At 71.5% G+C, this 25381-nt stretch carries 21 protein-coding genes, 1 tRNA gene and 1 pseudogene; 11 read left to right on the forward strand and 12 right to left on the reverse strand.

Annotation, left to right across the window (positions count from 1 at the left end):
- Positions 1-6: 6 nt before the first annotated feature.
- A complete protein-coding gene (locus ACXJKQ_RS19285; RefSeq protein ID WP_457107335.1) occupies positions 7-285 on the reverse strand; it encodes a metal/formaldehyde-sensitive transcriptional repressor in 279 nt (92 codons plus the stop codon).
- Positions 286-373: 88 nt separating this feature from the next.
- Here ACXJKQ_RS19285 and ACXJKQ_RS19290 point away from each other — a divergent pair, with 88 nt between their 5' ends.
- Entirely contained in the window at positions 374-577 is a 204-nt protein-coding gene (locus tag ACXJKQ_RS19290) for a DUF1289 domain-containing protein (protein WP_457107336.1), read from the forward strand.
- Between the two features lie 285 nt (positions 578-862).
- On the opposite strand, the gene ACXJKQ_RS19295 is transcribed toward ACXJKQ_RS19290, so the two are convergent.
- The 3 genes from ACXJKQ_RS19295 to ACXJKQ_RS19305 all read right to left on the reverse strand — a co-directional run bounded on the left by ACXJKQ_RS19295 (position 863) and on the right by ACXJKQ_RS19305 (position 4389).
- Positions 863-1663 carry a MetQ/NlpA family ABC transporter substrate-binding protein gene (locus ACXJKQ_RS19295; RefSeq protein WP_457107337.1) on the reverse strand — a complete coding sequence of 267 codons (801 nt, stop codon included), beginning with the start codon at positions 1661-1663 and terminating at the stop codon, positions 863-865.
- A 262-nt stretch (positions 1664-1925) separates the two neighbouring features.
- A complete protein-coding gene (locus tag ACXJKQ_RS19300; RefSeq protein ID WP_457107338.1) occupies positions 1926-3059 on the reverse strand; it encodes a hypothetical protein in 1134 nt (377 codons plus the stop codon).
- A gap of 100 nt (positions 3060-3159) precedes the next feature.
- Positions 3160-4389, reverse strand: coding sequence for a sensor histidine kinase (locus tag ACXJKQ_RS19305; protein WP_457107354.1), 1230 nt, complete (start codon positions 4387-4389; stop codon positions 3160-3162).
- Between the two features lie 162 nt (positions 4390-4551).
- Here ACXJKQ_RS19305 and ACXJKQ_RS19310 point away from each other — a divergent pair, with 162 nt between their 5' ends.
- From ACXJKQ_RS19310 to ACXJKQ_RS19335, 6 genes are all read left to right on the forward strand, one after another.
- Positions 4552-4815 (forward strand): hypothetical protein, encoded by a 264-nt coding sequence (locus ACXJKQ_RS19310; protein WP_457107339.1) that lies wholly within the window; start codon positions 4552-4554, stop codon positions 4813-4815.
- 229 nt (positions 4816-5044) lie between these two features.
- A complete protein-coding gene (locus tag ACXJKQ_RS19315; RefSeq protein WP_457107340.1) occupies positions 5045-5275 on the forward strand; it encodes a DUF2945 domain-containing protein in 231 nt (76 codons plus the stop codon).
- Positions 5276-5390: 115 nt separating this feature from the next.
- Positions 5391-5885, forward strand: a complete 495-nt coding sequence (locus tag ACXJKQ_RS19320) for a (2Fe-2S)-binding protein (protein WP_042673359.1) — start codon at positions 5391-5393, stop codon at positions 5883-5885.
- On the forward strand, positions 5882-6922 hold the full coding sequence (locus tag ACXJKQ_RS19325) for an FAD binding domain-containing protein (protein ID WP_457107341.1): 1041 nt from the start codon (positions 5882-5884) through the stop codon (positions 6920-6922). The genes ACXJKQ_RS19320 and ACXJKQ_RS19325 overlap by 4 nt, the downstream gene beginning before the upstream one ends.
- Before the next feature lie 172 nt (positions 6923-7094).
- Positions 7095-9371: a xanthine dehydrogenase family protein molybdopterin-binding subunit gene (locus ACXJKQ_RS19330; RefSeq protein ID WP_457107342.1), complete on the forward strand. Its 2277-nt coding sequence runs from the start codon at positions 7095-7097 to the stop codon at positions 9369-9371.
- A 130-nt stretch (positions 9372-9501) separates the two neighbouring features.
- On the forward strand, positions 9502-10437 hold the full coding sequence (locus ACXJKQ_RS19335; RefSeq protein ID WP_457107343.1) for a dihydrodipicolinate synthase family protein: 936 nt from the start codon (positions 9502-9504) through the stop codon (positions 10435-10437).
- An 80-nt stretch (positions 10438-10517) separates the two neighbouring features.
- Here the strand turns inward: ACXJKQ_RS19335 and ACXJKQ_RS19340 are convergent, their stop codons facing one another.
- Together ACXJKQ_RS19340 and ACXJKQ_RS19345 are read right to left on the reverse strand one after the other, a co-directional pair.
- The gene (locus tag ACXJKQ_RS19340) at positions 10518-12956 is read right to left on the reverse strand and encodes a membrane-bound PQQ-dependent dehydrogenase, glucose/quinate/shikimate family (protein ID WP_457107344.1); all 2439 of its coding nucleotides are present in this window, start codon (positions 12954-12956) and stop codon (positions 10518-10520) included.
- Positions 12957-13122: 166 nt separating this feature from the next.
- Entirely contained in the window at positions 13123-14394 is a 1272-nt protein-coding gene (locus tag ACXJKQ_RS19345) for an efflux RND transporter periplasmic adaptor subunit (RefSeq protein ID WP_457107345.1), read from the reverse strand.
- A 192-nt stretch (positions 14395-14586) separates the two neighbouring features.
- Between ACXJKQ_RS19345 and ACXJKQ_RS19350 the strand changes: the two are divergent.
- The 3 genes and pseudogenes from ACXJKQ_RS19350 to purD all read left to right on the forward strand — a co-directional run.
- Positions 14587-15057, forward strand: a pseudogene (locus ACXJKQ_RS19350) (cupin domain-containing protein); the annotation flags it as partial.
- Between the two features lie 75 nt (positions 15058-15132).
- Positions 15133-15447 (forward strand): hypothetical protein, encoded by a 315-nt coding sequence (locus tag ACXJKQ_RS19355; protein ID WP_457107346.1) that lies wholly within the window; start codon positions 15133-15135, stop codon positions 15445-15447.
- A gap of 96 nt (positions 15448-15543) precedes the next feature.
- Positions 15544-16809 (forward strand): phosphoribosylamine--glycine ligase, encoded by a 1266-nt coding sequence (gene purD / locus ACXJKQ_RS19360; protein WP_457107347.1) that lies wholly within the window; start codon positions 15544-15546, stop codon positions 16807-16809.
- A gap of 85 nt (positions 16810-16894) precedes the next feature.
- Here the strand turns inward: purD and ggt are convergent, their stop codons facing one another.
- Both ggt and ACXJKQ_RS19370 read right to left on the reverse strand, forming a co-directional pair.
- Entirely contained in the window at positions 16895-18664 is a 1770-nt protein-coding gene (gene ggt / locus ACXJKQ_RS19365; RefSeq protein WP_457107348.1) for a gamma-glutamyltransferase, read from the reverse strand.
- A 381-nt stretch (positions 18665-19045) separates the two neighbouring features.
- Complete coding sequence (locus ACXJKQ_RS19370; protein ID WP_331318870.1) at positions 19046-20056, reverse strand: 1-aminocyclopropane-1-carboxylate deaminase; 1011 nt, start codon at positions 20054-20056, stop codon at positions 19046-19048.
- Positions 20057-20306: 250 nt separating this feature from the next.
- Between ACXJKQ_RS19370 and ACXJKQ_RS19375 the strand changes: the two genes are divergently transcribed.
- On the forward strand, positions 20307-20771 hold the full coding sequence (locus tag ACXJKQ_RS19375; RefSeq protein ID WP_457107349.1) for an Lrp/AsnC family transcriptional regulator: 465 nt from the start codon (positions 20307-20309) through the stop codon (positions 20769-20771).
- Between the two features lie 153 nt (positions 20772-20924).
- On the opposite strand, the gene ACXJKQ_RS19380 is transcribed toward ACXJKQ_RS19375, so the two are convergent.
- From ACXJKQ_RS19380 to ACXJKQ_RS19395, 4 genes are all read right to left on the reverse strand, one after another.
- Positions 20925-22277 (reverse strand): replication-associated recombination protein A, encoded by a 1353-nt coding sequence (locus ACXJKQ_RS19380; RefSeq protein WP_457107350.1) that lies wholly within the window; start codon positions 22275-22277, stop codon positions 20925-20927.
- 86 nt (positions 22278-22363) lie between these two features.
- The gene (locus tag ACXJKQ_RS19385; protein WP_457107351.1) at positions 22364-23821 is read right to left on the reverse strand and encodes a Do family serine endopeptidase; all 1458 of its coding nucleotides are present in this window, start codon (positions 23819-23821) and stop codon (positions 22364-22366) included.
- Positions 23822-23945: 124 nt separating this feature from the next.
- Positions 23946-24434: a MucR family transcriptional regulator gene (locus ACXJKQ_RS19390; RefSeq protein ID WP_457107352.1), complete on the reverse strand. Its 489-nt coding sequence runs from the start codon at positions 24432-24434 to the stop codon at positions 23946-23948.
- A 762-nt stretch (positions 24435-25196) separates the two neighbouring features.
- Positions 25197-25273 (reverse strand) — tRNA-Met (locus tag ACXJKQ_RS19395).
- Positions 25274-25381: the final 108 nt, after the last annotated feature.

The raw sequence follows: 25381 nt of genomic DNA on the forward strand, positions 1-25381 counted from the left end.
ATCTCGTCACTTGAGGTAGGTCCGCACCACCTCGATCAGCTCGGCCGCGCCCCGGGCGCGCTCGGCGTCCGGCTCGACGTCCGGGTTCACGACGTGGTGGCGGATGTGGTCTTCCATCAGCTCGGCGGTCAGCCCGTTGATGGCCCCGCGCATCGAGGCGACCAGCATCAGGACGTCGGCGCAGCCGAGCTCGGCCTCCAGAGCCCGCTCGACGGCTTCCGCCTGTCCCTTGATCCGGCGCACCCGCGCCAGGAGCTTGGTCTTGTCCTTGATCGTGTGGGCCATCGGGGGCTTCCTCGTCGTCGTGATATATAGGGGGGTACCCTATATGTGTCGAGCGGTTGATGGTCCTCGTGACGTGCGGAGCCCTAACATGAAGAAGGACGACCCCTGCATCGGGGTTTGCCAGTGGGACGGGCGCACCGGCTGGTGCCTCGGTTGCGGCCGCACGGTCCTGGAGATCCGCGCGTGGCGGAAGATGGCGCCCTACAGGAGGACCGCCCTCGTTCGCGACCTGCCGCGGCGGATCCGGCAGATCACCGGCGTACGGGCCGGGACGGGTGCCGACGGGTCCTGAAGACCCTCGTGCGGAGCGGCGGCCGCAATGCGTGACGCGGGCGCCCGTCGGGCCTCGCGCGCACTATCGAGAGCCTGGCGATCGCGATGGACCGGACGTGACGGTGGGAGAGGTGGACGACGACCGCGCGGGTGAGGGCGCCTGCGCGCCACCGCGCTGTCACCCGAGGCAGGCTCCCCCTGCCCTGTCTGACGGCTGCTGCCCCGGGCGGTCGACCCGACGCAGGACCGAAACGCCGGCCGGCCGGACCCCGGCCCGGGTCCTGGGTGCGGACAGGACGTCCGGTCAGGCGCGGACCGGCACCACGGAGCCGCGATAGCGCGTCCGGATGAAGCCCGCGACCTCGGCCGAAGTCAGGAGGTCGACGAGGCGCAGGATGCGCGGATCGCGTGCCAGCACCTCCGTGGTGACGAGGACGTTCGCGTACGGATTGCCGTCCGCCCGTTCCAGCGCCAGGGCGTCCCGGGCCGGCGCCAACCCCGCCTCCAGCGCGGAGTTGCCGTTGATCACCGCGAGCGCCACGTCGTCGAGGGAGCGCGGCACCTGCGCCGCGTCGATCTCGACGAAGCGGAACGCCTTCGGGTTCTCGGCGATGTCGTCGGTTGTCGCCAGGATCCCCTCCCCGCCCGGCCGCAGGCGGATCAGGCCGTTCTCCTGGAGCAGCTTCAGGCTCCGGCTCGCGTTCGACACGTTGTTCGGAAGGGCGATGACGCCTCCCTTGGGCAGGTCGGCCAGCGCCTTGGCGCGTCGACTATAGAGCCCGAGGGGCTCGACATGCACCGTGGCCACCACGGCGAAACGGATCCCCAGCGCGGCTTCCTCGGCCCGCAGGTAGGGCACGTGCTGGAAGAAGTTGGCGTCGGCATCGCCGTCGCGCAGCAGCGCGTTCGGCCGCAGGTCACCGCTGATCTCGATGATCGTCAGGGGAAAGCCGGGGGCAAGGGTCTCGCTCACGAAGCGCAGGATCTCCGCATGGGGCACCGAGGATGCCACGACGCGCAGGGGCGGCCCGGCCGCACGGGCCGCCCCCCCGACAACAAGGCTCAGGGTGCCTGCCAGGACGAGGCGGCGGGACGGGACACGCATGAGGCCGGCCAGATGGTTTGCGCGACAGCGGAGGAGGCCAAGTTTTATTCGATGTGAAGTCAAGATCAAGAAAATGAATGCGTCGATTTTTCCCCTGAACGCAGGCGTAAATCCTGCGGTCGAGCCGACGAGGGGTAGGTTTTTACGGGAGACCATCTTCGCTGAGTCGATCGTCCACTTTGCCCGGACGCTCCCTCGTCGGTGTCCCGTGGGCGTGTGGACGGTCCCGCCGGGTCGATGTCGGGACCCGGCGCCGACGATGCTACAGGAACCGCGGCCGCAGCCGGCCGAGGAGATCCCGGCCCGGGAAGCGGGCGGGCGGCATCCGCAACGCCGGCGCGGGCTCATCCCCCGGAATCGGTCCTTCGGCGAAGCGCGCCCCGGCGGACCAGAACGCGTCCCGGTTGGTGCCGATCATGCCAAGCCCGACGGGCTCGCGCGTTGCCTCGGGCCGCAGCCGCCCCGCGGCCCAGACGCGCTGCCAGCAGCCGCGCTGCGACAGGTCCGCATCCCGCCAGCCGAGCCGCGCGTAGCCGGCCGCCGCGAAGACCCGCGTCCCGGAAAAATCCTCCGGGATCCACACCCAGCTCGAGAACACGTGGACCGCCTCGCTTCGGAAGCCGGCCGGGTCGACCGCCCGGGTGTAGGCGCTCAGCGCTTCCTCCCGGTGGCGGCCGACATGGCGGCGCAGGCGGCCCGGCAGCGCCAGCGCCTGCGGGAAGGCTGTGGCGTCGAGGCGGCTCGGCGCCGCCCCGCGCACGAGCGCGTAGGCGCCGTCCACGAGGTGCATCCAGGGTTCGAGGTCGACCTCCCAGGCCTGCTCCACCGGCGCGAACCGGCGGACCCGTCCCGCGATCAGGCGGTCGGCGACGCGCCGGGCCGGCTCCGGACGCCAGTCCGGTCCGGCCTCGGTGACGCGCAGCAGCGTCGAGGGCCCGTGCGCCCAGACCGCCTCGGCCAAGCGGGCGAAGTCGGCCTCGGCCTCGTCGCGGCCGACCTTGCGCACCAGGATCTTCGAGCCGTCGGCGAGGTCGTCCAGCAGCTTGCCCTTGAGATGGGCCAGCCGGCCGTATTCCCGCTCCAGCAGCAGCTCCGGGGCGATCGAGCCGGCCGGGTGCCCGGTATTCGCCCAGATGTTGTAGGCGCAGCTGTGACAGTAATAGGTGCCGCCCGCGCTCACGGAGAGCCGCAGGTCGCCCGGCACGCCGAAATCCGAGAACCCGCAGCGCAGGCCGCGGATCAGGTCTTCCATCGGCGTGTAGGAGAAGCGCAGCAGGCCGGAGGGCTCGACGCCGCCGTAGCGCTGCACGAACCCGAACTCGCAATTGTCGCCCAGGCTCCGGAAGGCGTGGAGCCGCTCGGCGAGGATCGCCGCCGCATCCCTGATCCCGGTCACTGCATCCGCTCTGTCTCGCCCAGCCCGTCGCGCGCAGATCGCGACGGCGCGGGACATTTGTCCAGTCCCGGCCGCGGCGCGTGCCGCGCCGCGCAGGCGTTCATTGGGTCATCGGCACGTCCAGCCGGAAGCAGGCGCCCCGCCCGGGGGCGGGCGTCGTCAGGCTGCCGCCGAGCTGGCGCGTCAGGCTGCCGATCACCCGCATGCCGAGGCTCTTCGAGACGCGGCCGATCTCGAACCCCGCCGGCAGCCCGACCCCGTCGTCGGCCACCTCGACCACGAGGGTGTCGAGCTGGCGTTCGGCCCGGACCCGGATCTCGCCCCCCTCCGGGTGGGTCGCGGGCGGGTAGGCGTATTTCAGCGCATTGGTCACGAGTTCGTTGACGAGGAGGCCGATCGGGATCGCCCGGTCGGCCGAGATCCGCTGCGGGCAGGCCGTACAGGCGAGACGCAGGCCCGGCGCGCCGCTGTCGAGGTTGGCCACCAGCTTCTCCAGGAAGGGCGCGAGGTCGATTTCGCCCGGGACCCCCTCCCCGTCATCGGCCGTCCCGTCACCCTCCCGCCAGAGCTGGTCGTGGACGCCCGCGATCGCCTCGACCCGGCTGCGCGCGTCCGTCAGGGCCGCCTGCACGGCGGGCTCCTCGGCGGCGCGGGCCTGGAGGGCGAGCAGGCTCGCCACGATGGCGAGGCTGTTCTTGACCCGGTGGCTCATCTCCCGGGCGAGCAGGTCCTGGCGGGCCAGCGCCGCGCGCAGCAGGCTCTCGGTGCGCTGGCGCTCGATGGCGCCGCCGAGCAGGTTGGCGAAGCCCTGCATGAACGCGATGTCGGCCTCCGCGAACATGCCCTCGCGGGTGTCGTCCACCTCCAGCACCCCGAAGGCCCCGTCCCGGTTCTCGATCAGCACGTTGATCGCCCGGCGGATGCCGTGGTCGGCCATGAGCTGCGGCGTGCGGAACCGGGTCTCATCGGCGAGGTGGTTCGAGATCACCGGCCGGCCGGTCTTGAGGGCGAAGCCCGCCGGGGAGGCGAGGTCGGCCCCGACCCGGGCCTTCCCGATCACGTCCGGCCCCCAGCCGACGCCGGCCCGCACCAGCAGCGTGTCCGCACCGCGCCGGTATTCCAGGGCCTTGCAGAACTCGGCGCCCATGCCCTCGGCGCACAGCTCCGCCGCCCGCTGCAGCAGGTGGTCGACATCGGTGCCGCGGAGGGCCTCGACGCCGAACTCCGACAGGATCGCCTGCTGGCGCAGGCGATAGTCGAGGTCGTGGGGTTCCGGTCCACCGGCCATCTCGGGGCTGGGTTCCACTTCGGTCTGGTCGGTGTTCGGCATCATGCGGGCGGCAGAGTAGCAAAAAGGCGGGGCTCGGGCGACGCGCGGCCGCCGCGACGGTCGCACCCGTCGTCGCACCCCTGGCGGCCGCCGGAGCCGTCGCCCCCGCAGGGCGTTCGTCCGTCGAACCCGACCCGGGACCGGTGCGCGAGGACAACCATCATGGCCGACGACGTGAACGCACTCTCCGACAAGGCTCTCTCGATCCTCGCCTTCGCGGCCTATCACCGCCTCGTCAGCGGCGAGAAGGTCACCGCGGTGATCCGCCGGGACGGCGCGGGCCACGAGGCGGATTCGGAGGGCGTCCAGGAGCTGGAAGGGCGCGGCCTCGTGACCGCCGGCGCGACCCAGATCGACCTCGGCGAAACCGCGCAGGCGGCGGTCGAGACGATGGTCGCGGCCCTGCGGGGGGCGGTCGGCCGCTGAGGGCCTGGTCCTCAGCCGTCGACTGGGCGCCTGAAACGGTCAGGCGCGTCGCGACGGCTGCGAAGGCGCGCCGTCGCCGTCTGGCCTGCTGAAAGGCGACCGCGCGTCTCCGTGACAGGAGGCCGATAGCCAAGCGGTCTGGCCGCGTGCCTGCGGCATCCCGGCCGTGGACACCCGGGAACGCCCCTGCCCCGGCCCGCTTGTTCCCGCATCCACGAGGGAGACGCGCATGACCGCCAAGGCGAAGGTGAAGACCGGGGACGATGTCACCTACAAGTGGGGCAAGGGCAGCGTCTCGGGCGAGGTGACCAAGGTCCACACCCAGGACGTCGAGAAGACCATCAAGGGCAACACCGTGAAGCGCGCGGCCTCAAAGGCGGAGCCGGCCGTGGAGATCAAGACCACCAAGGGCAAGACGGTGCTGAAGTCGACTTCGGAAGTGACGGTCAAGTCAGCATAACCGCGCAACCGGCACGGACCGTGAGCTTGCGCACATCGCCTCCCGGTTGAGGCCTCGCCGAGGGCCGGGCGGCGGCTATCTGTAACGGTTCCAGCCTTCAAGCCGGGACCCCCGCATGACCATTCCCCTCAGGCTCACCCTGAACGGGCAGCCGCGCGAGATCGCCCTCGACGATCCACGCGTCACCCTCCTCGACCTCCTGCGCGAGCGCCTCGGCCTGACCGGTGCCAAGAAGGGCTGCGACCGCGGCCAGTGCGGCGCCTGCACGGTTCTGGTGGACGGGCGGCGCATCAACAGCTGCCTGACGCTGGCCGCGAGCCTCGACGGCGCCGAGATCCTGACCATCGAGGGGCTGGCCGAGGGCGACCGGCTCCATCCCGTCCAGGCGGCCTTCATCGCCCATGACGGCTTCCAGTGCGGCTTCTGCACCCCCGGCCAGATCATGAGCGCCGTGGGGCTGATCCGCGAGGGGCAGGCCGGCACCGATCCCGAACGCATCCGCGAGGGCATGAGCGGCAACCTCTGCCGCTGCGGCGCCTATGCGGGCATCTTGGACGCCGTGCAGGACGCGGCTGCCCGGACCTCGGAGCAGCGGGAGGACGCGGCGTGAGGACCTTCGACTACATCCGCCCCGCGAGCGTGCCGGAGGCCGTGGCGGCCGGGCGGCAGCCGGGCACGGCCTATCTCGCCGCCGGGACCAACCTGGTCGACCTGATGAAGGGCGGCGTCGCCACCCCGGAACGGGTCGTCGACATCACCCGCCTGCCCGGCCTCTCGGCTATCGAGCGGCTGCCGGACGGGGCCACACGGGTCGGCGCCCTGGTGCGCAACAGCGACCTCGCCCACGACCCCGCCTTCGCCAAGGCCTACCCGATGGTGGCCGAGGCCCTGCTGGCGGGCGCCTCGGCGCAGCTGCGCAACGCCGCCACGGTCGGCGGCAACCTGATGCAGCGCACCCGCTGCCCGTACTTCACCGACGCGGTCTCGCCCTGCAACAAGCGCGCGCCCGGCTCCGGCTGCGCGGCCCTGGGGCACGCCACCCGCATCCACGCGGTCCAGGGCTGGAGCGCGCACTGCATCGCAACCCACCCGTCCGATTTCTGCGTGCCGCTCGCCGCCCTCGACGCGGTGGTGGAGATCGCCGGGCCGGACGGTGACCGAACGGTGCCGCTCACGGCCTTCCACCACCTGCCCGGCGACCATCCGGAGCGGGAGACCGACCTGCGGCCCGGCGAGTTGATCACCGCCCTGCGGCTGCCCCCGGAGGGCGCCGACTTCCGAGCCCATGCCCGCTACCTCAAGGTCCGCGACCGCACCTCCTACGCCTTCGCGGTGGTGTCGGCGGCCGCCGCCCTGACCCTCGAGGGAGGCCGGATCGGCCGGGCGCGGCTCGCCTTCGGCGGGCTGGCGCTCAAGCCCTGGCGGGTGGCGGAGGCCGAGGCGGCGCTCGCCGGACAGGCGCCCGCCCCCGAGGCCTACGCGAAGGCCGCCGACGCCGCGCTCGCCGGCGCCAAGCCCACCGGCGAAGTCAACGCCTTCAAGATCGAGCTCGCCCGGCGGGTGGCGGTCCGTGCGCTGACCCTGGCCGCCGCCGGGACGCCCGCCCGGATCCCGGCGCTCCCCGCCTCCCCGTTCGGCATCGTCTGACCCTGCCCCCGGTCGGCAGCTCCGGCGCCGTCTTTGCGAGCGGAGCGAAGCAACCCAGGCGGCGCTACGATGCCCGATGTCGCGCTGCCCTGGGTCACTTCGCTCCGCTCGTGATGACGGAGCGGGTCACCGCAACCGAAGGCTTCAACCGGAACCCTCTGAGGAGACCCGCATGACCGCGACCTCCACGCCATCGAACACGCCCGCCTCGAACCTCCCCGCCGGCGCGGTCCGGCACGGCTCCAGCATGGGCCAGCCCCTGACCCGGCGCGACGGTCCCCTCAAGGTGACCGGTCAGGCCCGCTTCTCCGCCGACAACCTGCCCCCCGGGACTCTCCACGCGGCGCTCTGCGTCGCCCGGATCGCGAAGGGCCGCGTCACCGGCCTCGACGTGGCCGCTGCCGAGGCCCATCCGGGTGTCGTCGCGGTGATGCGGCCGGGCCATGCCCCGGCGCTCGCCAAGGACCCGGACGCCAAGGACGGGCCGTTCACGTTCCGCCTCGACCTCCTGCAGAACGACCGGGTCCGCTACGCCAACCAGCCCATCGCGGTGGTGATCGCCGAGACCCTGGAGGCGGCGACCGAAGGCGCCCGGCTGCTCGCCCCGACCTACGCGGCCGAGACGCCGCGGATCGGCCTCGATTCCGGTGAGGCCTTCACGCCGGATTCGGTCGGCGTCGGCGCGCCACCGGTGGAGACCGAGGGCGACGTCGAGGCCGGGCTCGCGGCCGCATCCAGGACGATCGCTGCCACCTACGAGACGCCGGCCCAGTACCACAACGCGATGGAGCCGCACGCGGCGGTGGCCAGCTGGGACGGGGACCGGCTGACGCTGCTCATGCCGACCCAGGCGCTCGCCATGTCGCAGGGGCGGCTCGCCGGCCTGTTCGGCATCCGCCCCGACGACATCCACATCGACAGCCCCTATCTCGGCGGCGGCTTCGGCTCGAAGGGCGTGCCGGCCGGGCCCCAGGTGCTCGCCTGCATGGCGGCCAAGCTCGTCGGCCGACCGGTGAAGCTGGTTCCGACCCGCACCCAGATGTACGGCCCGATGGGCCATCGCGGGCCGACCCGGCAGACGATCCGGCTCGGCGCCGACGCGTCCGGCAAGCTGACCGCCCTCGACCACCACATCCGCACCGCCTCGTCGAGCTTCGACGACTTCTTCGAGCCGGCGGGCCGGGCGACCAGCACCCTCTACGCGAGCCCGGCCATCGCCATCCGGCATGAGGCGGTGCGCCTCGACACCGGCACGCCGCTGTTCATGCGGGCGCCCGGCGAGGCCACCGGCAGCGTCGCCCTGGAGAGCGCGCTGGACGAGATGGCCCACGAACTCGGCATGGACCCGCTGGACTTCCGGCTCGCCAACTACGCCGAGGTCGAGCCGATCACCGGAAAGCCCTTCTCCTCCAAGGCCCTGCGGGAATGCTACCGGCGCGGCGCGGAGGCCTTCGGCTGGGCCGGGCGCCCGCTGCAGCCCCGCCAGACGCGGGACAGGGATGGGTTCCTGGTCGGCACCGGCATGGGGACCGCGACCTTCCCGGCGCTGATCTTCGAGGGGCTGGCCCGGGCCGAGATCCGCGCCGACGGCACCGGCACGGTGGAACTCGGGGCGATCGACATGGGCCAGGGTGCCTGGACGGCGCTGGCCCAGATCGCCGCCGACGGGCTGGGGATCGGGATGGACGCCCTCACCTTCCGGATGGGGTCCTCCGACCTGCCGAATGCCGGCATCGCGGGCGGCTCGGGCCACACCGCCACGGCGGGCGGCGCGGTCCACGCGGCGGCCGGCGACGTGATCCGGCAACTCGCGGAGCTCGCCACCAACGACCCCGCCTCGCCGCTCTACGGGGCGGGCAATGCCGGCGTGACCGCCGCGGGCGGTCACCTGACCCGGCGCGACGATTCGGGCCGGAGCGAGTCGTTCACCGACATCCTCCGGCGGGCCGGCCGGTCCAGCATCGAGGGCCAGGGCAAGGCTGGCGCCGACCCGGCCGCGCAGGCCTCCTACGCCATGCACGCCCACGGCGCGGTCTTCGCCGAGGTGAAGGTCGATCCCGATCTCGGCCAGATCCGGGTGAGCCGCCTCACCGGCGCCTTCGCGGCCGGCCGGGTGATCAACCCGCGCCTCGTCCAGAGCCAGTATTACGGCGGGATGATCTGGGGCCTGTCCTTCGCCCTCCACGAGCGGGCCGAGATGGATCCGCGCACCGGCCGCTTCCTCAACGACAACCTCGCCGAGTATCACGTGCCGGTGAACGCCGACATTCCGGCCCTGGAGGCGATCCTGGTCCACGAGGACGACGCGGTGGTGAACAATCTCGGCGTGAAGGGGGTCGGCGAGATCGGCATCACCGGCACGGTGGGCGCCATCGCCAACGCGGTCTGGCACGCCACCGGCGTGCGGGTCCGCGCGATGCCGATCACCCTCGACAAGCTGCTGGGCTGAGCCAACGGGTCGCTCGCACGCGCCGAACGCGGTCCGATCCCGTCCCGGGCGCGTCGCGTCGCCCGGGATTTTTTAGTATGGGGCATGCCACCTGGCGGCCGGCGGCCGCCGCAGCAGCGCGGAGACCGGCATGCCCCTCACCAGCGACATCGGCGGCGTCGTCCCGATCGCGCCGACGCCGTTCCATCCGGACGGCCGGATCGACGAGGATTCCCTGGACCGGATGACCGATTTCTTCGGGTCGGCCGGCGTCGACGGCCTGACAATCCTCGGTCAGCTCGGCGAGGCCGGCAAGCTCGACCACGCGGAGGGAATCGCGGTGGCCAAGCGCGTCCTCGGGCGCACCCGGCTGCCGGTGATCGTCGGCGTCACGGCGCCGGGCTTCGCGGCCATGCGGTCGCTCGCCCGGGAGGTGATGGAACTGGGTGCGGCCGGCGTGATGATCGCGCCGCCCAACACGCTGCGCACCGACGACCAGGTGGTCGGCTACTACCGCAACGCCGTGGAGGCGATCGGGACGGACGTGCCCTTCGTGCTTCAGGATTATCCCCTCACCTTCTCGGTCCAGATGACCACCGGGGTGATCCGCCGGATCGTGTCCGAGAACCCTTCCTGCGTGATGCTTAAGCACGAGGACTGGCCGGGACTCGAGAAGATCTCGACGCTGCGCGGCTTCGAGCGCGACGGCTCCATGCGCCACATCAGCATCCTCGTGGGCAATGGCGGCCTGTTCCTCGATTTCGAGACCGAGCGCGGCGCCGACGGGGCCAATACCGGCTACGCCTTCCCGGAGATGCTGGTCGACGTGGTCCGCCTCGGCCGGGCCGGCGAGCGCGAGGCCGCCCACGACCTGTTCGACGCCCACCTCCCCTATCTCCGCTACGAGCAGCAGCAGGGGCCGCTGGGCCTCGCGGTGCGCAAGTACGTGTTCATGCGCCGGGGGATCTTTTCATCCGACGCGCAACGCAAGCCGTCCCAGGCGCTGACCCCGCAGGCGAAGGCCGAGGTCGAATACCTGCTGGGCCGCCTCGCCCGCATCGACGCGCGGGCGCGGCTGGCGGGCTGAACGGCGCGCCGCCTCGGAAGGCCGGGGGGGCGCCCGCCGGCCCTGCAGGCCGGTCCCGGCGTCGCGACGGGCGCGCCGGCTTACTCGAGCCGGAAGGCGATGACCGAATCGCCCGGCGTGGTCCCGAGCGAGCCGTGCCCGCCCGCCGCGATCACGACGTATTGCCGGCCATCCTTGCCGCGATAGGTCATCGGGGTGGCCTGACCGCCGGCCGGCAGCGGCCTGGACCACAGGACCGCCCCGGTCTGCATGTCGTAGCCGCGGATGCGGTCGTCGAGGGTGGCGGCCGTGAACGCGACGCCGCCGGCCGTGGCCAGGGTGCCGCCATGGGCCAGCATGCCCATCTCGAACGGGATTGGGACCGCGAGACCGCCGATCCTCTGCCCCGCGACGGTGCCGTTGCGGTGCTTCCAGGCGGTGGTGCCGTCCGCGAGGTTCACGCCGACCCGCACGCCCCAGGGCGGCGCGTTGCACGGGACGCCGAGGGCGGAACGCATATGCGCGATGGACACCGCGTAGGGGCCGCCGAGATTCTCGTTGCCCGGGGTGGAATCCGGATCGACGCTGACGAGGCGCCGCTCGGGCTCGCTCGCCGGTCGGGGGAGCAGGCGGTAGATGTAGGGCAGGTATTGCGGCGTCGCGATCATCCAGTGATGGACCGGATCGACGGCCACCGAGCCCCAGTTGAACACACCGATGTTGCCCGGCCAGATGATCGCGCCTTCCGACGCCTGGGGCGGCGTGAACGGGTTGCCGTCGTAGCGGTTCGACCGGAAGGCGAGGCGGCACTGGATCTGGTCGAAGGGCGTGACGCCCCACATGTCGGCCTCCGTCAGCGGCGCCGGCGTGAAGCGGAGGGACGCCATCGGCTGGACTGGGGACGGTGTCTCCCCCGGGATGTCGGTCCGGGTGGAGACCGCCACCTGAGAGATCGGCCGGATCGGGTCGCCGGTGCGGCGATCGAGAATCCAGACGTTGCCGACCTTGGTGGGGATCAGGATCGCCGGCACCGGACCGTCGCCCCGGTCGCCCCGCGGTAGGGTCAGGAGCACCGGCTGGGACGGATTATCGCGGTCCCACAGGTCGTGATGGGTGGTCCGGAACGCCCAGGCCAGCTTGCCGGTCTGCAGGTCCAAAGCCGCCAGGGCGTCGACCAGGGCCTCGTCCGCCTGAGACCGGGACACGCCGACCTGATCGGGCGCCCGGTTGCCGAACGGCACGTAGACCAGCCCCAGGGCCTCGTCGGCCGAGAACTGCGTCCAGGCCACCGCCGAGTTGGGCTCGTAGAGCGCCCCCGGCTGTAGCGGCGCGGTCTCGTCGGGCTTGCCGGCGTCGAACTTCCAGACGATCGCGCCGGTGCGCACGTCGAAGGCGCGGATCACGCCCGACGGATTCTCCGCGTAGTAATTGTCGGCGATCGCGCTGCCGAGGACGATGAGGTTCCGTGTCACCAGCGGCGCCGAGGTCTGCTGATAGGCCGCGCGCCGGAGGTTCGGCATCTGTGCCGTGAGGTCGACGAACCCGTCCGGCCCGAAGGTCCTGCACAGGGCGCCGGTCTCGGCGTTCAACGCGTAGAGCCGTGCGTCGACCGAGGACGCGATGATCCGGCGCGGGCATTCGGCGATCGCCGTCGCGACGGCGGCGGCCGTGGCGGGATCGGTCCCCGGCGGCGACGCGTAAGCGGCCGAGTCGTTGTAGGACACGCCCCGGCAGGTCTGGTGCTGGTACTGGCCGTCCCGCGCCATCTTCGGATCGAAGGACCAGACCAGCCGGCCGGTCTCGGGCTCCAGGGCCTGGACGATGTTGTGCGGGGTGCAGAAATAGAGCAGCCCGTTCACCTTGATCGGCGTGGCCTCAAAGGTGAACTCCTTCGAATCCGTCCGTCCGTCGCTGCGCAGGTCGCCCGTGTGATGCTCCCAGGCCACCGCGAGGCCCCGGACAGTGCCGGTGGTGATGTCCGTGAGCGCCGAGTAGCGCTGGCCGAGATTGGTGCCGCCATAGGCGACCCAGTCGTCGGCCGGATAGGCAACGCCGCTCGGATCCACGGCGGCGGATCCCGCCTCCGCGGTCTTCGGCAGGCTGCCGCGGATCTCGACCGGATCGACGAACCAGGCCGCGGCACTCGCGGCCGCGATGAGCAGGACGATGGCCCGAAGGAGGAGCGGGCCGTTTCCGGGGCTCGGTACCCAGGGCCGCCCGGGCGCGTCGCGCAGGCGCCGCACGACGAAGGGCAGGCAGAGAACCGCGCCGACGAGCAGGATCAGGGCGCCGCGCGGGATCCATTGCCACTTGTCGAACCCGACCTCGCCGATCGTCCAGGCGAAGGCGGCCGCCAGGACCAGGGCGTAGATCCACAATCCGCTCCGGCGGCGCCGGGCCAGCTGAACGCCGGAGGCGAACACGCCCGCGCCCAGGGCGACGTAGAACCAGGACCCGCCTGCAAGGGTCAGCTTCAGCCCGAAGAGCGCGAGGGCGAGGCCGAGCAGCGCGATCGACAGCGCTATCGTTCCGAGTGCCACGGCGGTCGTATCCGCTTCCTGAGCCAGCCTGTCGCGGCGGACGCCGCGGGTCCTGCGGCTTATCGCCGACGGAGCTGTGCCAGGGCTGGACACGGGCCGCATGGGTGGGGCGGCCGCACGGGTCTGCCCCGCACCGGACGGCTGGCGCCGCGTCCCGCGGCGGCGCTCACGCCCCTGCCCTGTCCTCCGGAGGCAGGGTGACCCTGTCGCCGTCGCGCAGGGAGGCCGGAGGACCCACGACGACGCGCTCGCCGCCGTTCAGGCCGGTGCGCAGCTCCAGCAGCGTCCGGGTCTGCCGGAAGATGGTGACCGGGCGCATCCGCACCACCCCGCTCCCGTCCCCGGCCGGTTCGACCGCCGCCACGCGGGTCCCGTTCTGGTCGAAGATCAGGGCGTCGTTCGGCACCGTCACGGCGGGCGCGACCCGCGGAATCTCCAGCGTCAGGGTGATGTAGAGCCCCGCCCGCAGGGCGCCGTCCGGGTTGGGGATGTCGACCTGCGTGACCAGGGTCCGGGCGGCGGAGAGCAGCGTCGTCGAGGAGCGCGAGACCGTCCCGGGGAAGACCTTTCCGGGGATCTGCGCGACCTCGACCTTGGCGTCGAGCCCGTCGCGGACGCCGTCGGCGGCGTAGAGCGGCACGTTCACCGCCATGCGCAGGACGTCGTCCCGCGCCAGGGTGAGGAGCGGCGCGCCGGTGTTCGTGTCCGCCGTGACCGCGTCGCCGACATCGTTGTTGCGGGTGGTCACGACCCCGTCGAAGGGCGCGCGGATCTCCTCGAAGCCGGTCAGCACCTTCAGGCGCGCGACCTGCGCCTCCTGGGCGGCGATGTTGGCCTCGGCCACCTTCACGGCGGCCCTGGCGGCGTCGACATTGGCGGTCTGGGCCAGCACCCCGGCCTGGGACGTGTCGGCGTTCTGCCGGGTCTCGACACCGGTGCCGGCAAGCGTCGAGGTCCGTCGGTTGGTCACGTCGGCGAGGTGCCGGTTGGCCTCGGCCTGGTCGACCATCGCGCGCGCCTGGATCAGCGCCGCCTGGAGCTGCAGGACCTGCGACTGCGCCTGGACGAGCTGCTGGTCGAGGTCGGGGGCGCTGATCCGGAACAGCAGGTCGCCCGTCTTCACGTGCGAGCCGATATCGACCTTGCGCTCCACGATGTAGCCGGTCGCCCGCGGGTAGAGGCTCGCCGCGTCGAAGGCCTGGGTGGTGCCGGTCTGGGTGAGGCTCAGGGGGCCTGTGGCCCGCTCGGCCTTGGCGACGCGCACGGAGGGCGGCTTGGCCGGGGCGGAGCGCGGTGGGCTCGCCGCCCGGGACTGCTCCGGCCAGTGGCGGTAGCCGAGGAAGCCCACGCCCGCCAGGGCCAGCAGGGCGATCCACAGGCGCCCGTGGGACGCGGCGCTGCCGGCTCTTCCTGCGGCTGAACTGTGCCGGTTCGCCATCCTCGCCCTCGGGTCGCGCATCATGCGCCGCAATGGCGCCCGCCGCCCGGTCGGGACGCGTCAGGTCGTGCATTCAATATATAGGCCGAAAGCCGGTTCCGGGCGAGATGCCGCACTGCACGATGCGCCCCGATCGCGGATCCACCCGTCCGCCGTCCGGTTACCCTGCGACACAGCAGGGACCGAGACCCGATGACCGAGATCTCCAGGCGCGCCCTCATCGCCGCCGGCGGCGCGATGGTGGCGTCCCCGGCCGCGGCGCAATCCGCCGGACCGGCCCCGCCCCTCCCCGAGCGCGGCAACAAGGGCGCCGACATCAAGGGAGCCGACATCCTGGGGCCGCAGAACCGTCCCCGGGCCGCCGAGGAGCCCTTCACCCTGGCGCCGCCCGCCACCGACCATGGCACGATGCCGAACCTAAAATGGTCCTTCGCCGACAGCCACATGCGTCTGGAGACGGGTGGCTGGGCACGCCAGACGACGATCCGCGAGCTGCCGGTCTCGAAGGCCATGGCCGGGGTCAACATGCGGCTCAAGGCCGGCGCGGTCCGCGAGATGCACTGGCACAAGGAGGCCGAGTGGGCCTACATGATCGCGGGCCGCGCCCGGATCACCGCCATCGACCAGGATGGCCGCACCTTCGCGGACGATGTCGGGCCGGGTTGACGCGGCCCGGAACCCGGACCGATCCTGGCGCGTCGAGTCGGAAGGTTCCTCGAACACCGCACGGAGAGACCCATGCGCGCCGCGTCCCGCGCGCTCCTCGCCCTGGCGCTCGCCCTCCCGGCGGGCGCCGCCTCGGCGCAGGTGCAGCAGAACGACCCGAACGCCGCCAACGCCTCGTTCGCCCTGCAGGGTCAGCTTCGGACCTTCAACCAGCAGCGGGTCACCGACTTCAATACCCTGAATCAGACGATCCAGCGCAACGTCCAGTACCAGGACCTCGGACCCTCCCTGCCCTACCGGGGGGGCCGTGGGGGGCGCCATATCGGCCGTCACGGGGTCGTGCGGCGCGGCGGCGGCGTCAGCACGGGCGTCTGCATCGGCTGCTGAACGGGCGGGATATCCGCGCAGAGCGGGGAAAGCCCGAAAAAAACCTTTTCCCGCCGGCACGCTTACCCCAGAAGCTGGGCTCATGGTGGCGTGCACATGAACATCCTGCTGATCGGCTCCGGCGGCCGCGAGCACGCCCTGGCCTGGCGACTGGCCCAGAGCCCCCTCTGCACCCGCCTGTTCACGGCGCCGGGCAATCCCGGCACCGCCCGCCACGGGACGAACCGTCCGGACCTCTCCGTCACGGACCACGCGGCCGTGGCCGCCTTCTGCGCCGCGGAGTCGATCGGCCTCGTGGTGGTCGGGCCCGAGGCGCCCCTGGTCGCCGGGCTCGTGGACGACCTGAAGGCCGCCGGGATCCGCGCCTTCGGGCCGACCCGCGACGCCGCCCGGCTCGAGGGCTCCAAGGGCTTCACCAAGGATCTCTGCGCCGCCTGCGGCATCCCCACCGCAGCCTTCGCGCGCTTCACGGCCCTCGACCCGGCGCTGGCCTATGTCCGCCGGCAGGGCGCCCCGATCGTCGTGAAGGCCGACGGGCTCGCGGCCGGCAAGGGCGTCACGGTGGCCGAGACCGTCGACCAGGCCGAGGACGCGCTGACCGCCCTGTTCGCCGAGCCCGGCGCCGAGGTCGTGGTCGAGGAATGCCTGTTCGGCGAGGAAGCGAGCTTCTTCGCGCTGTGCGACGGCACGCGGGCCATCCCGCTCGGCACTGCGCAGGACCACAAGCGCGTGTTCGACGGCGACCGCGGCCCCAACACCGGCGGCATGGGCGCCTATTCCCCGGCCCGGGTGGTCACCCCGGAGATCGAGGCCCGGGTCATGGCCGAGATCATCGCGCCGACGCTGGCCGGCATGCGGGCGCGGGGCTGCCCGTTCACCGGCATCCTGTATGCCGGCCTGATGCTCACCGCCGACGGGCCGAAGCTCATCGAGTACAACACCCGGTTCGGCGACCCCGAGGCGCAGGTGCTGATGCCGCGCCTTGCCTCCGACCTCGTGCCGGCCCTGCTGTCGGCCACCGAGGGGGATCTCTCCGGGGTGACCCTGGAATTCGACGCCCACCGGGCCGCCCTTACCGTGGTGATGGCGGCGGCGGGCTATCCGGGGGCCGTGGTCCGGGGCTCGGTGATCCGGGGCGTCGATGGGGCCGAGGGCGACGGCGTCCACGTGTTCCAGGCCGGCACCCGCGCCGAGGGCGGTCAGCTCCTCGCCGATGGCGGCCGGGTCCTCGCGGTCACGGCGCTCGGCGACAGCGTCACCGACGCCCAGGCCCGCGCCTACGCGGCGGTGGCCCGGATCGACTGGCCGGAGGGTTTTTGCCGCCGCGACATCGGGTTCCGGGCGGTGGCCCGGGAGGCCTGAGAGGGCTGAGCGTCCAGCGTGTCATGCCGGGCGCCGCCTCGCGGGTCCGGCGTGACGAGTTTGTTCCGATGGGACCGGCCGCGCCCTAGTCCCCCACGGCCGCGCCCGCCGGCCGCCGGTTGTCGTTGGCACCGTAGAGCAGCCCCGGGCGCATCCGCCCGGTGCGCGAGGCGTCGTTGCCCGAGGAGGCCGTCTCCGGCCCGGCCGGGGCGGCGGCGCGCACCGCGATGAGTTCCTGCGCGCCCCAGGGTTTCTGCTCCACGATCGTGTGGCCCATGGCGCGCAGGATCGCCTGCGTGTCGGCCGAGAGCGCGAAGGGCTCGGCATAGACCGTGTCGGGCAGCCACTGGTGGTGGATGCGCGGGGCGTCCACCGCCTCCTGCGGCTCCATGCCGAAATCCAGCATGTTGATCAGCGTCTGCGCGGTGATCGTGATGATCCGCGACCCCCCCGGCGAGCCCGCCACCAGCGCCACCTTGCCGTCGCGCAGGACGATGGTGGGGGCCATCGACGAGAGCGGGCGCTTGCCGGGCGCGATCGCGTTCTTCGTCCCCTGCACGAGGCCGAACAGGTTCGGCACCCCGGTCTTGACCGTGAAGTCGTCCATCTCGTCGTTCAGGAAGAACCCCGTGTCGCCGGCGATCACCCCGGCGCCGAAATAGCCGTTGATCGTGTAGGTCAGCGAGGCCGCGTTGCCGGCCTTGTCCATCACCGAGATATGGGTGGTCTCGGGCCGCTCCCCCGTCGCCTGGCCGGGATCCGGACGGATCTCCGCCGACGGGGTCGCCCGGTCCGGACGGATCGAGGCCCGGAGCGTCTCCGCGTAGGCCGGCGACAGGAGCCGCTCGACCGGGTTTTCCACGAAGGCCGGGTCGCCGAGCAGCAGGTTGCGGTCCGCGTAGGCGCGCCGCATCGCCTCGACCATCAGGTGCACGGTCCGGGCCGCGTTGAACCCGGCGGCCCGCAGGTCGTAGCCGTCCAGGATGTTGAGGATCTCGCAGAGCGTGGTGCCGCCGGACGAGGGCGGGGGCGCCGACAGGATGGTGGCGCCCCGGTAGCGGCAGGTGAGCGGCTCGGATTGCGTCACCGTGTAGGCGGCGAAGTCGGCCGCCGTCAGCAGGCCGCCGCCCGCGCGCGAGGCCGCCTCCACGGCGTCCGGGATCGCGCCCCTGTAGAACGCATCCGCGCCGCGGTCGGCGATGGCCTGGAGGGTGCGGGCGAGGTCGGCCTGGACCAGCCGGTCCCCGGGCCGCCAGGGGCTGCCGTCCGGGCGCAGGAAGATCCGGGCGACGTTTGCCTGGGCGGCGAACAGCTTGGTGCCGGATGCGAGGATGTCGGTGTCGCCCCGGGTCAGCACGAACCCGTCGCGGGCGAGCGCGATCGCCGGCGCCATCACCTGCGCCAGCGGCAGGGTCCCGTATTCGGCGAGCGTGGTGTTGAGGCCGAGCACGGTTCCGGGCACGCCGGCCGCCTTCCAGCCGCGCAGGCTAGCGCCCTTCACGACGGTGCCGGCGGCGTCGAGATACATGTCCCGGGTGGCGGCCGCCGGGGCAATCTCGCGGAAATTGACGAAGCGGCTGCGCCCGTCGGCGTTGTGGAGCACCAGGAAGCCGCCGCCGCCGAGATTGCCGCAGCACGGGTTCACCACCGCCTCGGCGTAGGCCACCGCCACCGCGGCGTCGACGGCGTTGCCGCCGGCCCTCAGGATGTCGGCGCCCACCTGCGAGGCGAGGCGCTGGGACGAGACCACCATCCCGTTCTCGGCCTCCACGGCCGGCCCCGAGGCGGCCCAGGCGGCCGGGCCTCCGAGGGCGAGCAGGGTGGCCAGGAGCAGCGCGCGTGCCGGTGCGATCATCCCTGCTCTCTATGGTGCGTGTCCCGCGCGGCCATATAGGGGACCGCGCGCCGGAGTCGCTGGCCCCGTCCGATCGCCGCATCCTGAGATGCCCGCGCCAGCGGGCCTCGGAGGAGCTCCAGGGATCGCGAGACTTCCGGAGCCCCCTTCGAGGCTGCTGCACGGCACATCAGGATGAGATGGCCGAAGGCAGGTGAGGGATCTGGCCGCTCCGCCTCACACAGCTTCGCTCGAACGCTTCGGTCGAGGTGCCCCACTCCGTCATCACGAGCGCAGCGAAGTGACCCAGGCTCACGCCACGTCGGGAAGCGTGGCGCCGTCTGGATTGCTTCGCTCCGCTCGCAAGGACGGCAGTGCCGAAGGCATCGACCGGTAACGGTATCAGCCGTTGCGGAACGTGTAGCTGTAGCCGTTCAGCGCCGGCGCGCCGCCGAGATGGGCGTAGAGCACCTTCGAGCCCTTCGGGAAGAAGCCCTTCTTCACGAGGTCGATCATGCCCTGCATCGACTTCCCCTCGTAGACCGGGTCGGTGATCATCCCCTCGAGCCGGGCCGAGAGCCGGATCGCTTCCACGGTCTCCTTGGAGGGCACGCCGTAGACCGGGTAGGCGTAATCCTCGTTGAGCACCACGTCGTCGGCCACGATGTCGCCCGCGCCGACCAGGGCGGCGGTGTTCTGGGCGATGTCGAGGACCTGGGCCTTGGTCTGGGCCGGGGTGCAGGAGGCGTCGATGCCGATGACGTTGCGGGCGCGCCCGTCGGCGGAGAAGCCCACCAGCATGCCGGCATGGGTCGAGCCCGTGACCGTGCAGACCACCACGTAGTCGAAGCGCAGGCCCATCTCGGCCTCCTGCCTGCGCACCTCCTCGGCGAAGCCGACATAGCCGAGCCCGCCGTACTTGTGCACCGAGGCGCCGGCCGGGATCGCGTAGGGCTTGCCGCCCTCGGCCTCGACCTCGGCGAGCGCCCGCTTCCACGAATCGCGGATGCCGATGTCGAACCCGTCATCCACGAGCTGCGTCTGCGCGCCCATGATCCGCGACAGGAGGATGTTGCCGACCCGGTCGTAGACGGCGTCCTCGTGGGGCACCCATGCCTCTTGGATCAGCCGGCACTTCATCCCGATCTTGGCGGCGACCGCCGCGACCATGCGGGTGTGGTTCGACTGCACGCCGCCGATCGACACCAGCGTGTCGGCCCCGCTCTTGATCGCGTCCGGCACGATGTACTCGAGCTTGCGCAGCTTGTTGCCGCCGTAGGCGAGGCCGGAATTGCAATCCTCGCGCTTGGCGTAGAGCTCGACCTCCCCGCCGAGATGCGCGGTCAGGCGCTTGAGCGGCTCGATCGGCGTCGGGCCGAAGGTCAGGGGATAGCGCTCGAACTTGTCCAGCATCGGGTCTCTCCGGGTCTCGGGGCGCGGCCCGGGCAGGAGCGGTCTCCCTCCGGCCCGGACGCGTTGAAGCGAGGCCTCGGGGACGGTCCGGCGCGGGGCTCGGATCCGTCTTCGAGGCGCAGGGAAAACTACCCGATCCGGCATGAAAGGTGCTCTCGATCTTTCAGATCGGAGGTGCGTAGCCTTGCGCTGTCGAGCACRTTCACCACAGAGAATTCCGGATTGCGTGTCTCTCCTGAAAGAATCCACCATGTCCGAAGGGCTCGACCGGATCGACCAGAAGATCCTCCGGCTCCTCCAGGCTGACGGGCGCATGGCCAATGCCGAGATCGCCGAGCGGGTCGGCACCAGCGCGGCCACCTGCCATCGCCGGATCCAGCGCCTGTTCGCCGACGGGTTCGTGCGGGCGGTCCGGGCGTTGATCGACCCGATGCGGGTCGGGCGCGGCACCCTGGTCTTCGTCGGCGTGGTGCTCGACCGCTCCACCCCCGAGAGCTTCTCCGCGTTCGAGGCCGCCGTGCGGGCGATCCCCGTGCTCCTCGACTGCCACCTCGTGGCCGGCGACTTCGACTACATGCTGAAGATCCGGGTCTCCGACATGGCCGACTTCAACCGCCTCCACAGCGCCACGCTGATCGGCCTGCCGGGGGTGCGCCAGACCCGGACCTTCTTCGTGATGAAGGAGGTGATCGACAACGCGCCCCTCGATCTTTGATACGGCTTCGGTTGATGCAGCCCACGCCGTCATCACGAGCGCAGCGAAGTGACCCAGGGCAGCGCGACGTCAGGAATCGTGGGGCTGCTGGATTGCTTCGCTCCGCTCGCAATGACGGCGCCGGAGCCGTCAGCCAGAAGCGGGATAAGCCCCCTACCCCGCCCCGCGCCGCGCCTTCCGCAGCGCCTCCCACCGGTCGAGGCGCTCGGCGAGCCGGGTCTCGTAGCCGCGCTCGGTGGGCCGGTAGAGGTGCTGGCGTCCCAGGGCGTCGGGCCAGTAATCCTGCCCCGAGAAGGCGTCGGGCTCGTCGTGGTCGTAGCGGTAGCCCTCGCCGTAGCCGATCCGCTTCATCAGCTTGGTCGGCGCGTTCAGGATGGTGCGGGGCGGTGCCAGGGAGCCCGCCTCCTTGGCGAGGCGGGTCGCGGCCTTGTAGGCCTCGTAGACCGCGTTCGATTTCGGCGCGCAGGCGAGGTAGATCGCCGCCTGGGCCAGCGCCAGCTCGCCCTCGGGGCTGCCGAGGAAGTCGAAGGCGTCCTTGGCGGCGTTGGCGACCACCAGCGCTTGCGGGTCGGCGAGCCCGATATCCTCCACCGCCATGCGCACCAGCCGGCGGGCGATGAACAGCCGGTCCTCGCCGGCATCGAGCATTCGGCAGAGATAGTAGAGCGCCGCGTCCGGGTCCGAGCCGCGCACGGTCTTGTGCAGGGCCGAGATCAGGTTGTAGTGGCCCTCCTGCGCCTTGTCGTAGATCGGCGCCCGGCGCTGCACGATTTTTTGCAGTTCTTCCGCGTCGAGGGTCTCACCGGGGCCAGCCGAGCGCCAGACCTCCTCGGCCAGGGTCAGCGCCGCGCGCCCGTCCCCGTCGGCCATCCGCACCAGCACGCCGCGCGCCTCCTCGGTGAGCGGCAGGGCCTGCCCGGTCAGCGCCTCGGCCCGCACCAGGAGCCGCGCGATGGCGCCCGGATCGAGCGCCCGGAACAGCAGCACCCGGGCGCGGGACAGGAGCGCGGCGTTCAGCTCGAACGAGGGGTTCTCGGTGGTCGCGCCCACCAGCGTGACGGTGCCGTCCTCCATCACCGGCAGGAAGGCGTCGAGCTGCGCCCGGTTGAAACGGTGGATCTCGTCGACGAACAGCAGGGTCGCCTGCCCGCTCGCCCGGCGCCTGCGGGCGGCCTCGAACACCTTGCGCAGGTCGGGCACGCCGGAAAAGATCGCCGAGATCTGCTCGAAATGCAGGTCGGTGCCCTGGGCGAGCAGCCGCGCCACCGTGGTCTTGCCGGTGCCCGGCGGTCCCCAGAAGATCAGCGAGCCGAGGCTCCGTCCGCGCAGCAGCCGCGTGAGTGCCCCGCCCTCCCCGGTCAGGTGCTCCTGGCCGACGACCTCCGCGAGGCTCTGCGGGCGCAGCCGGTCCGCCAAGGGCCGGTCCGCGAGGGGCCGGGCGGTCTCGGGGCCGGGGGCTAGATCCGGCGCGGAGGGCGGCTCCGCGGAGGCGAACAGGTCGGACATCCGCGCATCAACACCGGGCGCGGGCGGCGGCGCAAGCCGGGAGCCGGCGCTTGCCCACGGTTACGGAGCCGTCCGCCCGGGCGGGATCAGCCGCCGAACACCGAGGTCAGGATCTCGCCGTTGCGGTTGATCGCCACCTCCCAGGAATTGAGGCTGTTGCGGGTGACCCGGTCGAGATCCTTGGTGGTCGGCACCGGGACGCCGTTGACCGAGAGGATCACGTCGCCCTTCTGCAGACCGACCCGGGCCGCGATGGAGGTCTCGTCGACCGCCTGCACGGCCACGCCGTCCGTCTGGAAATCGACCTGCATCTCCTCGGCCACCGCCGGCGAGGTGTTGACGAGCGTCGCGCCCAGGAACGGCGAGCGATTCTTCACCTTGAGCACGTCGCGCGGGCGCGTCTCCGGCGCCGGTGCGAGCTTGATCGCCACCGTCTGGCGGCTCGTGCCGCGCAGGATCCCGAACCGGGCCTGGCCCTGGACGCCCTTGAGGGCGAAGCGGTAGCCGAAGGCCTCCGGGTCGGCCACCTCCTGGCCGTCCACCGTGAGGATCAGGTCGCCGCGCTTCAGGCCGGCCTCCTCGGCGGGGCTCTTGGCCTGCAGGCTCGCCACCAGAACGCCGGTCGGGTGATCGAGGCCCATGCTGTCGGCGATGTCGGGGGAGACGCTCTGGATGCGCGCCCCGAGCCAGGGCCGGCGCACGACGCTCGCGCCGTCGCGGGCGGCGTCGACGACCGCCTTGACCATGCCCACGGGGATCGCGAAGCCGATGCCGTGGCTGCCACCCGACTGCGAGTAGATCGCGGTATTGATGCCCACCAGATGGCCGCGCAGATCGACCAGCGCCCCGCCCGAATTGCCCGGGTTGATCGCCGCGTCCGTCTGGATGAAGTACTGATAGTCGGCCGAGCCGACCTGCGTCCGCGCCAGGGCCGAGACGATGCCCTGCGTCACCGTCTGGCCGACGCCGAACGGGTTGCCGATCGCCATCACGAAATCGCCGACCTCGAGGGCGTCGGCATCGCCGAACGGCATCGGCACGAGGCCCTTCGGCACGTCCTTGATCTTGAGTACCGCGAGGTCGGTGCGGGTGTCGCGCATCACGATCGTCGCCTCGAACTCCCGGCGGTCCGCCAGCGCGATCCGCACCTCGTTCATGTTGTCGATGACGTGGTTGTTGGTGATGACGAGGCCGTCGGCATCGACCAGCACGCCGGAACCCAGCGATTTCTGAGCCCGGTCGCCCCGGGGGCCGCGACCGCCCTCCGGCTCACCGAAGAAGCGGCGCATGAACTCCTCCATGGCGCTGGAGCGGGCACTGGCGCGCTTCTCGACATGGGAGGCGTAGACGTTCACCACCGACGGCGCGGCCCGCTTCACCACGGGGGCGAAGGAGAGCTGCACGTCGGCCTTGCTGAGGGGCACGACCTTGGCCGTCCCGTCCCGGGGGGCTTCCCGCGCCTCCGTGCGCGCCATCTGCGCCGCGGCCGGGCCGGTGGCCATCAGGGCGGCGGCGAGGGCAGGCAGGGCGAGGCGGGTCAGCATGCAGGGCTCCGGCATCAGGGCGGGTGCGCCGTCCAGGCCGATCAGGCGGGCGCACCGTGCGGCCCTACGCTATCGAGGCCGATTGCGGCAGGGCGACGACACCTTCGCCGCAAGCGCTTCGCAATCAGGCGACCGCTTTGCTGCGCACCCGGCGTCGTCCCGCGGGTTGAGGGGCCGGGTCGGGCTCCGGAGGCGCTTCCGCGGGCTTCACCCGTTGCTGCCCGAGGCCCAGGGAGCGGGCGAGCTGCGAGCGCTGCTCGGAATAGGTCTGCGCGGTCATCGGGTAGTCGAGGGCGAGACCCCACTTGGCGCGGTACGCCTCGGGGGTGAGGCCGCGCAGGGTGAGATGGCGGCGCAGGGTCTTGTAGGGCTTCCCATCCTCGAACGAGATCAGGAAGTCAGGGGTCACCGAGCGTCGGATCTCCTGGGGGGTCGCCTTGGTCACCGGCGGCGTGTCGCTGCCGGCGCCGCAGATGCCCCGGATCGCCGCATGCACATCGTTGAGGAGGCCTGGCAGGTCCGCGCTCTGCACGTGATTGTGGCTCACATAGGCCGAGACGATCTCGGAGGTGAGCGTGACGAAGCGGAGGTGGACGCCGTTCGACTCAAGCATGTCTCGTGCGTTGCCTTCTCAAGATGACGAAACTCGCCAGAACGCAAGCACTGCGTCGCGATTCGGATGCCCGATACAATCGCATTTCCAAGATGGGTCAAGTCTTAAATTCAGACTGGCGATATACCCATCCAAATAGCCTAAGATGAATAATCCGGAACGCTCAACCTGAAGGAACAATGTCTGCCATAACTTCGCTTGTGCGCAATCGATATGGCTATTTTATCCTTCCGACCTGGTTGAGGCCGCGCTTTACAGCCGGAGGCATGATTTGGGGCAGGCTATAGAGATTTCGTCCTCATGCGCATCCGTCGATTGCGAGCGCGGGGCGGATGTGCGGTCGTCCTTTCACGTCGGAAAATGCAACTCCAGCGTGCTGAATCCGGTGAAGGCGGTTCAGGGCAAGCGAGCGGGGCAGGGTCCGGAGCGGCGCCGGATCCTACCGACCTACGGTCGAGGCGCTTGTAAAGGCTCGGTGAGGGGCCGCTTGGTCAGGCGGCTGGATGGGCGTCCCGTTCCAGGGCGGCCGATCGGACAGCCGTCAGGCGTCGATGATCGAACCGGCGCCGCTCGCCGGCCAAGCTGCGCAGGAGAATTCCGGGCATTGAGCATCCGGCGTCTTTCCCGGATCCTCGCGCAGGCGGGGCCAAGTCGAGCATCCATCGACTCGGCGAAAGGCGAGTCGCGCTTGCTTCGATCGTATTTAAAAACCAAACAACCCGCCGCGCATGTGAGCGTGGCGGGTTGTTTGGTATTGGGATTTGGTTGCGGGGACAGGATTTGAACCTGTGACCTTCAGGTTATGAGCCTGACGAGCTACCGGGCTGCTCCACCCCGCGCCAAGTGTGTGCGGCTGGTCCGGAGTGCGCCGGCTCGTGTGAGCGCGGGCGGTGTGTCCGGGGCCGGATCGGTGTTCGTGTCGAGGGAATGCCGGTCTGGACCGGTGT

It is taken from the genome of Methylobacterium sp. P5_C11 (assembly GCF_054049775.1).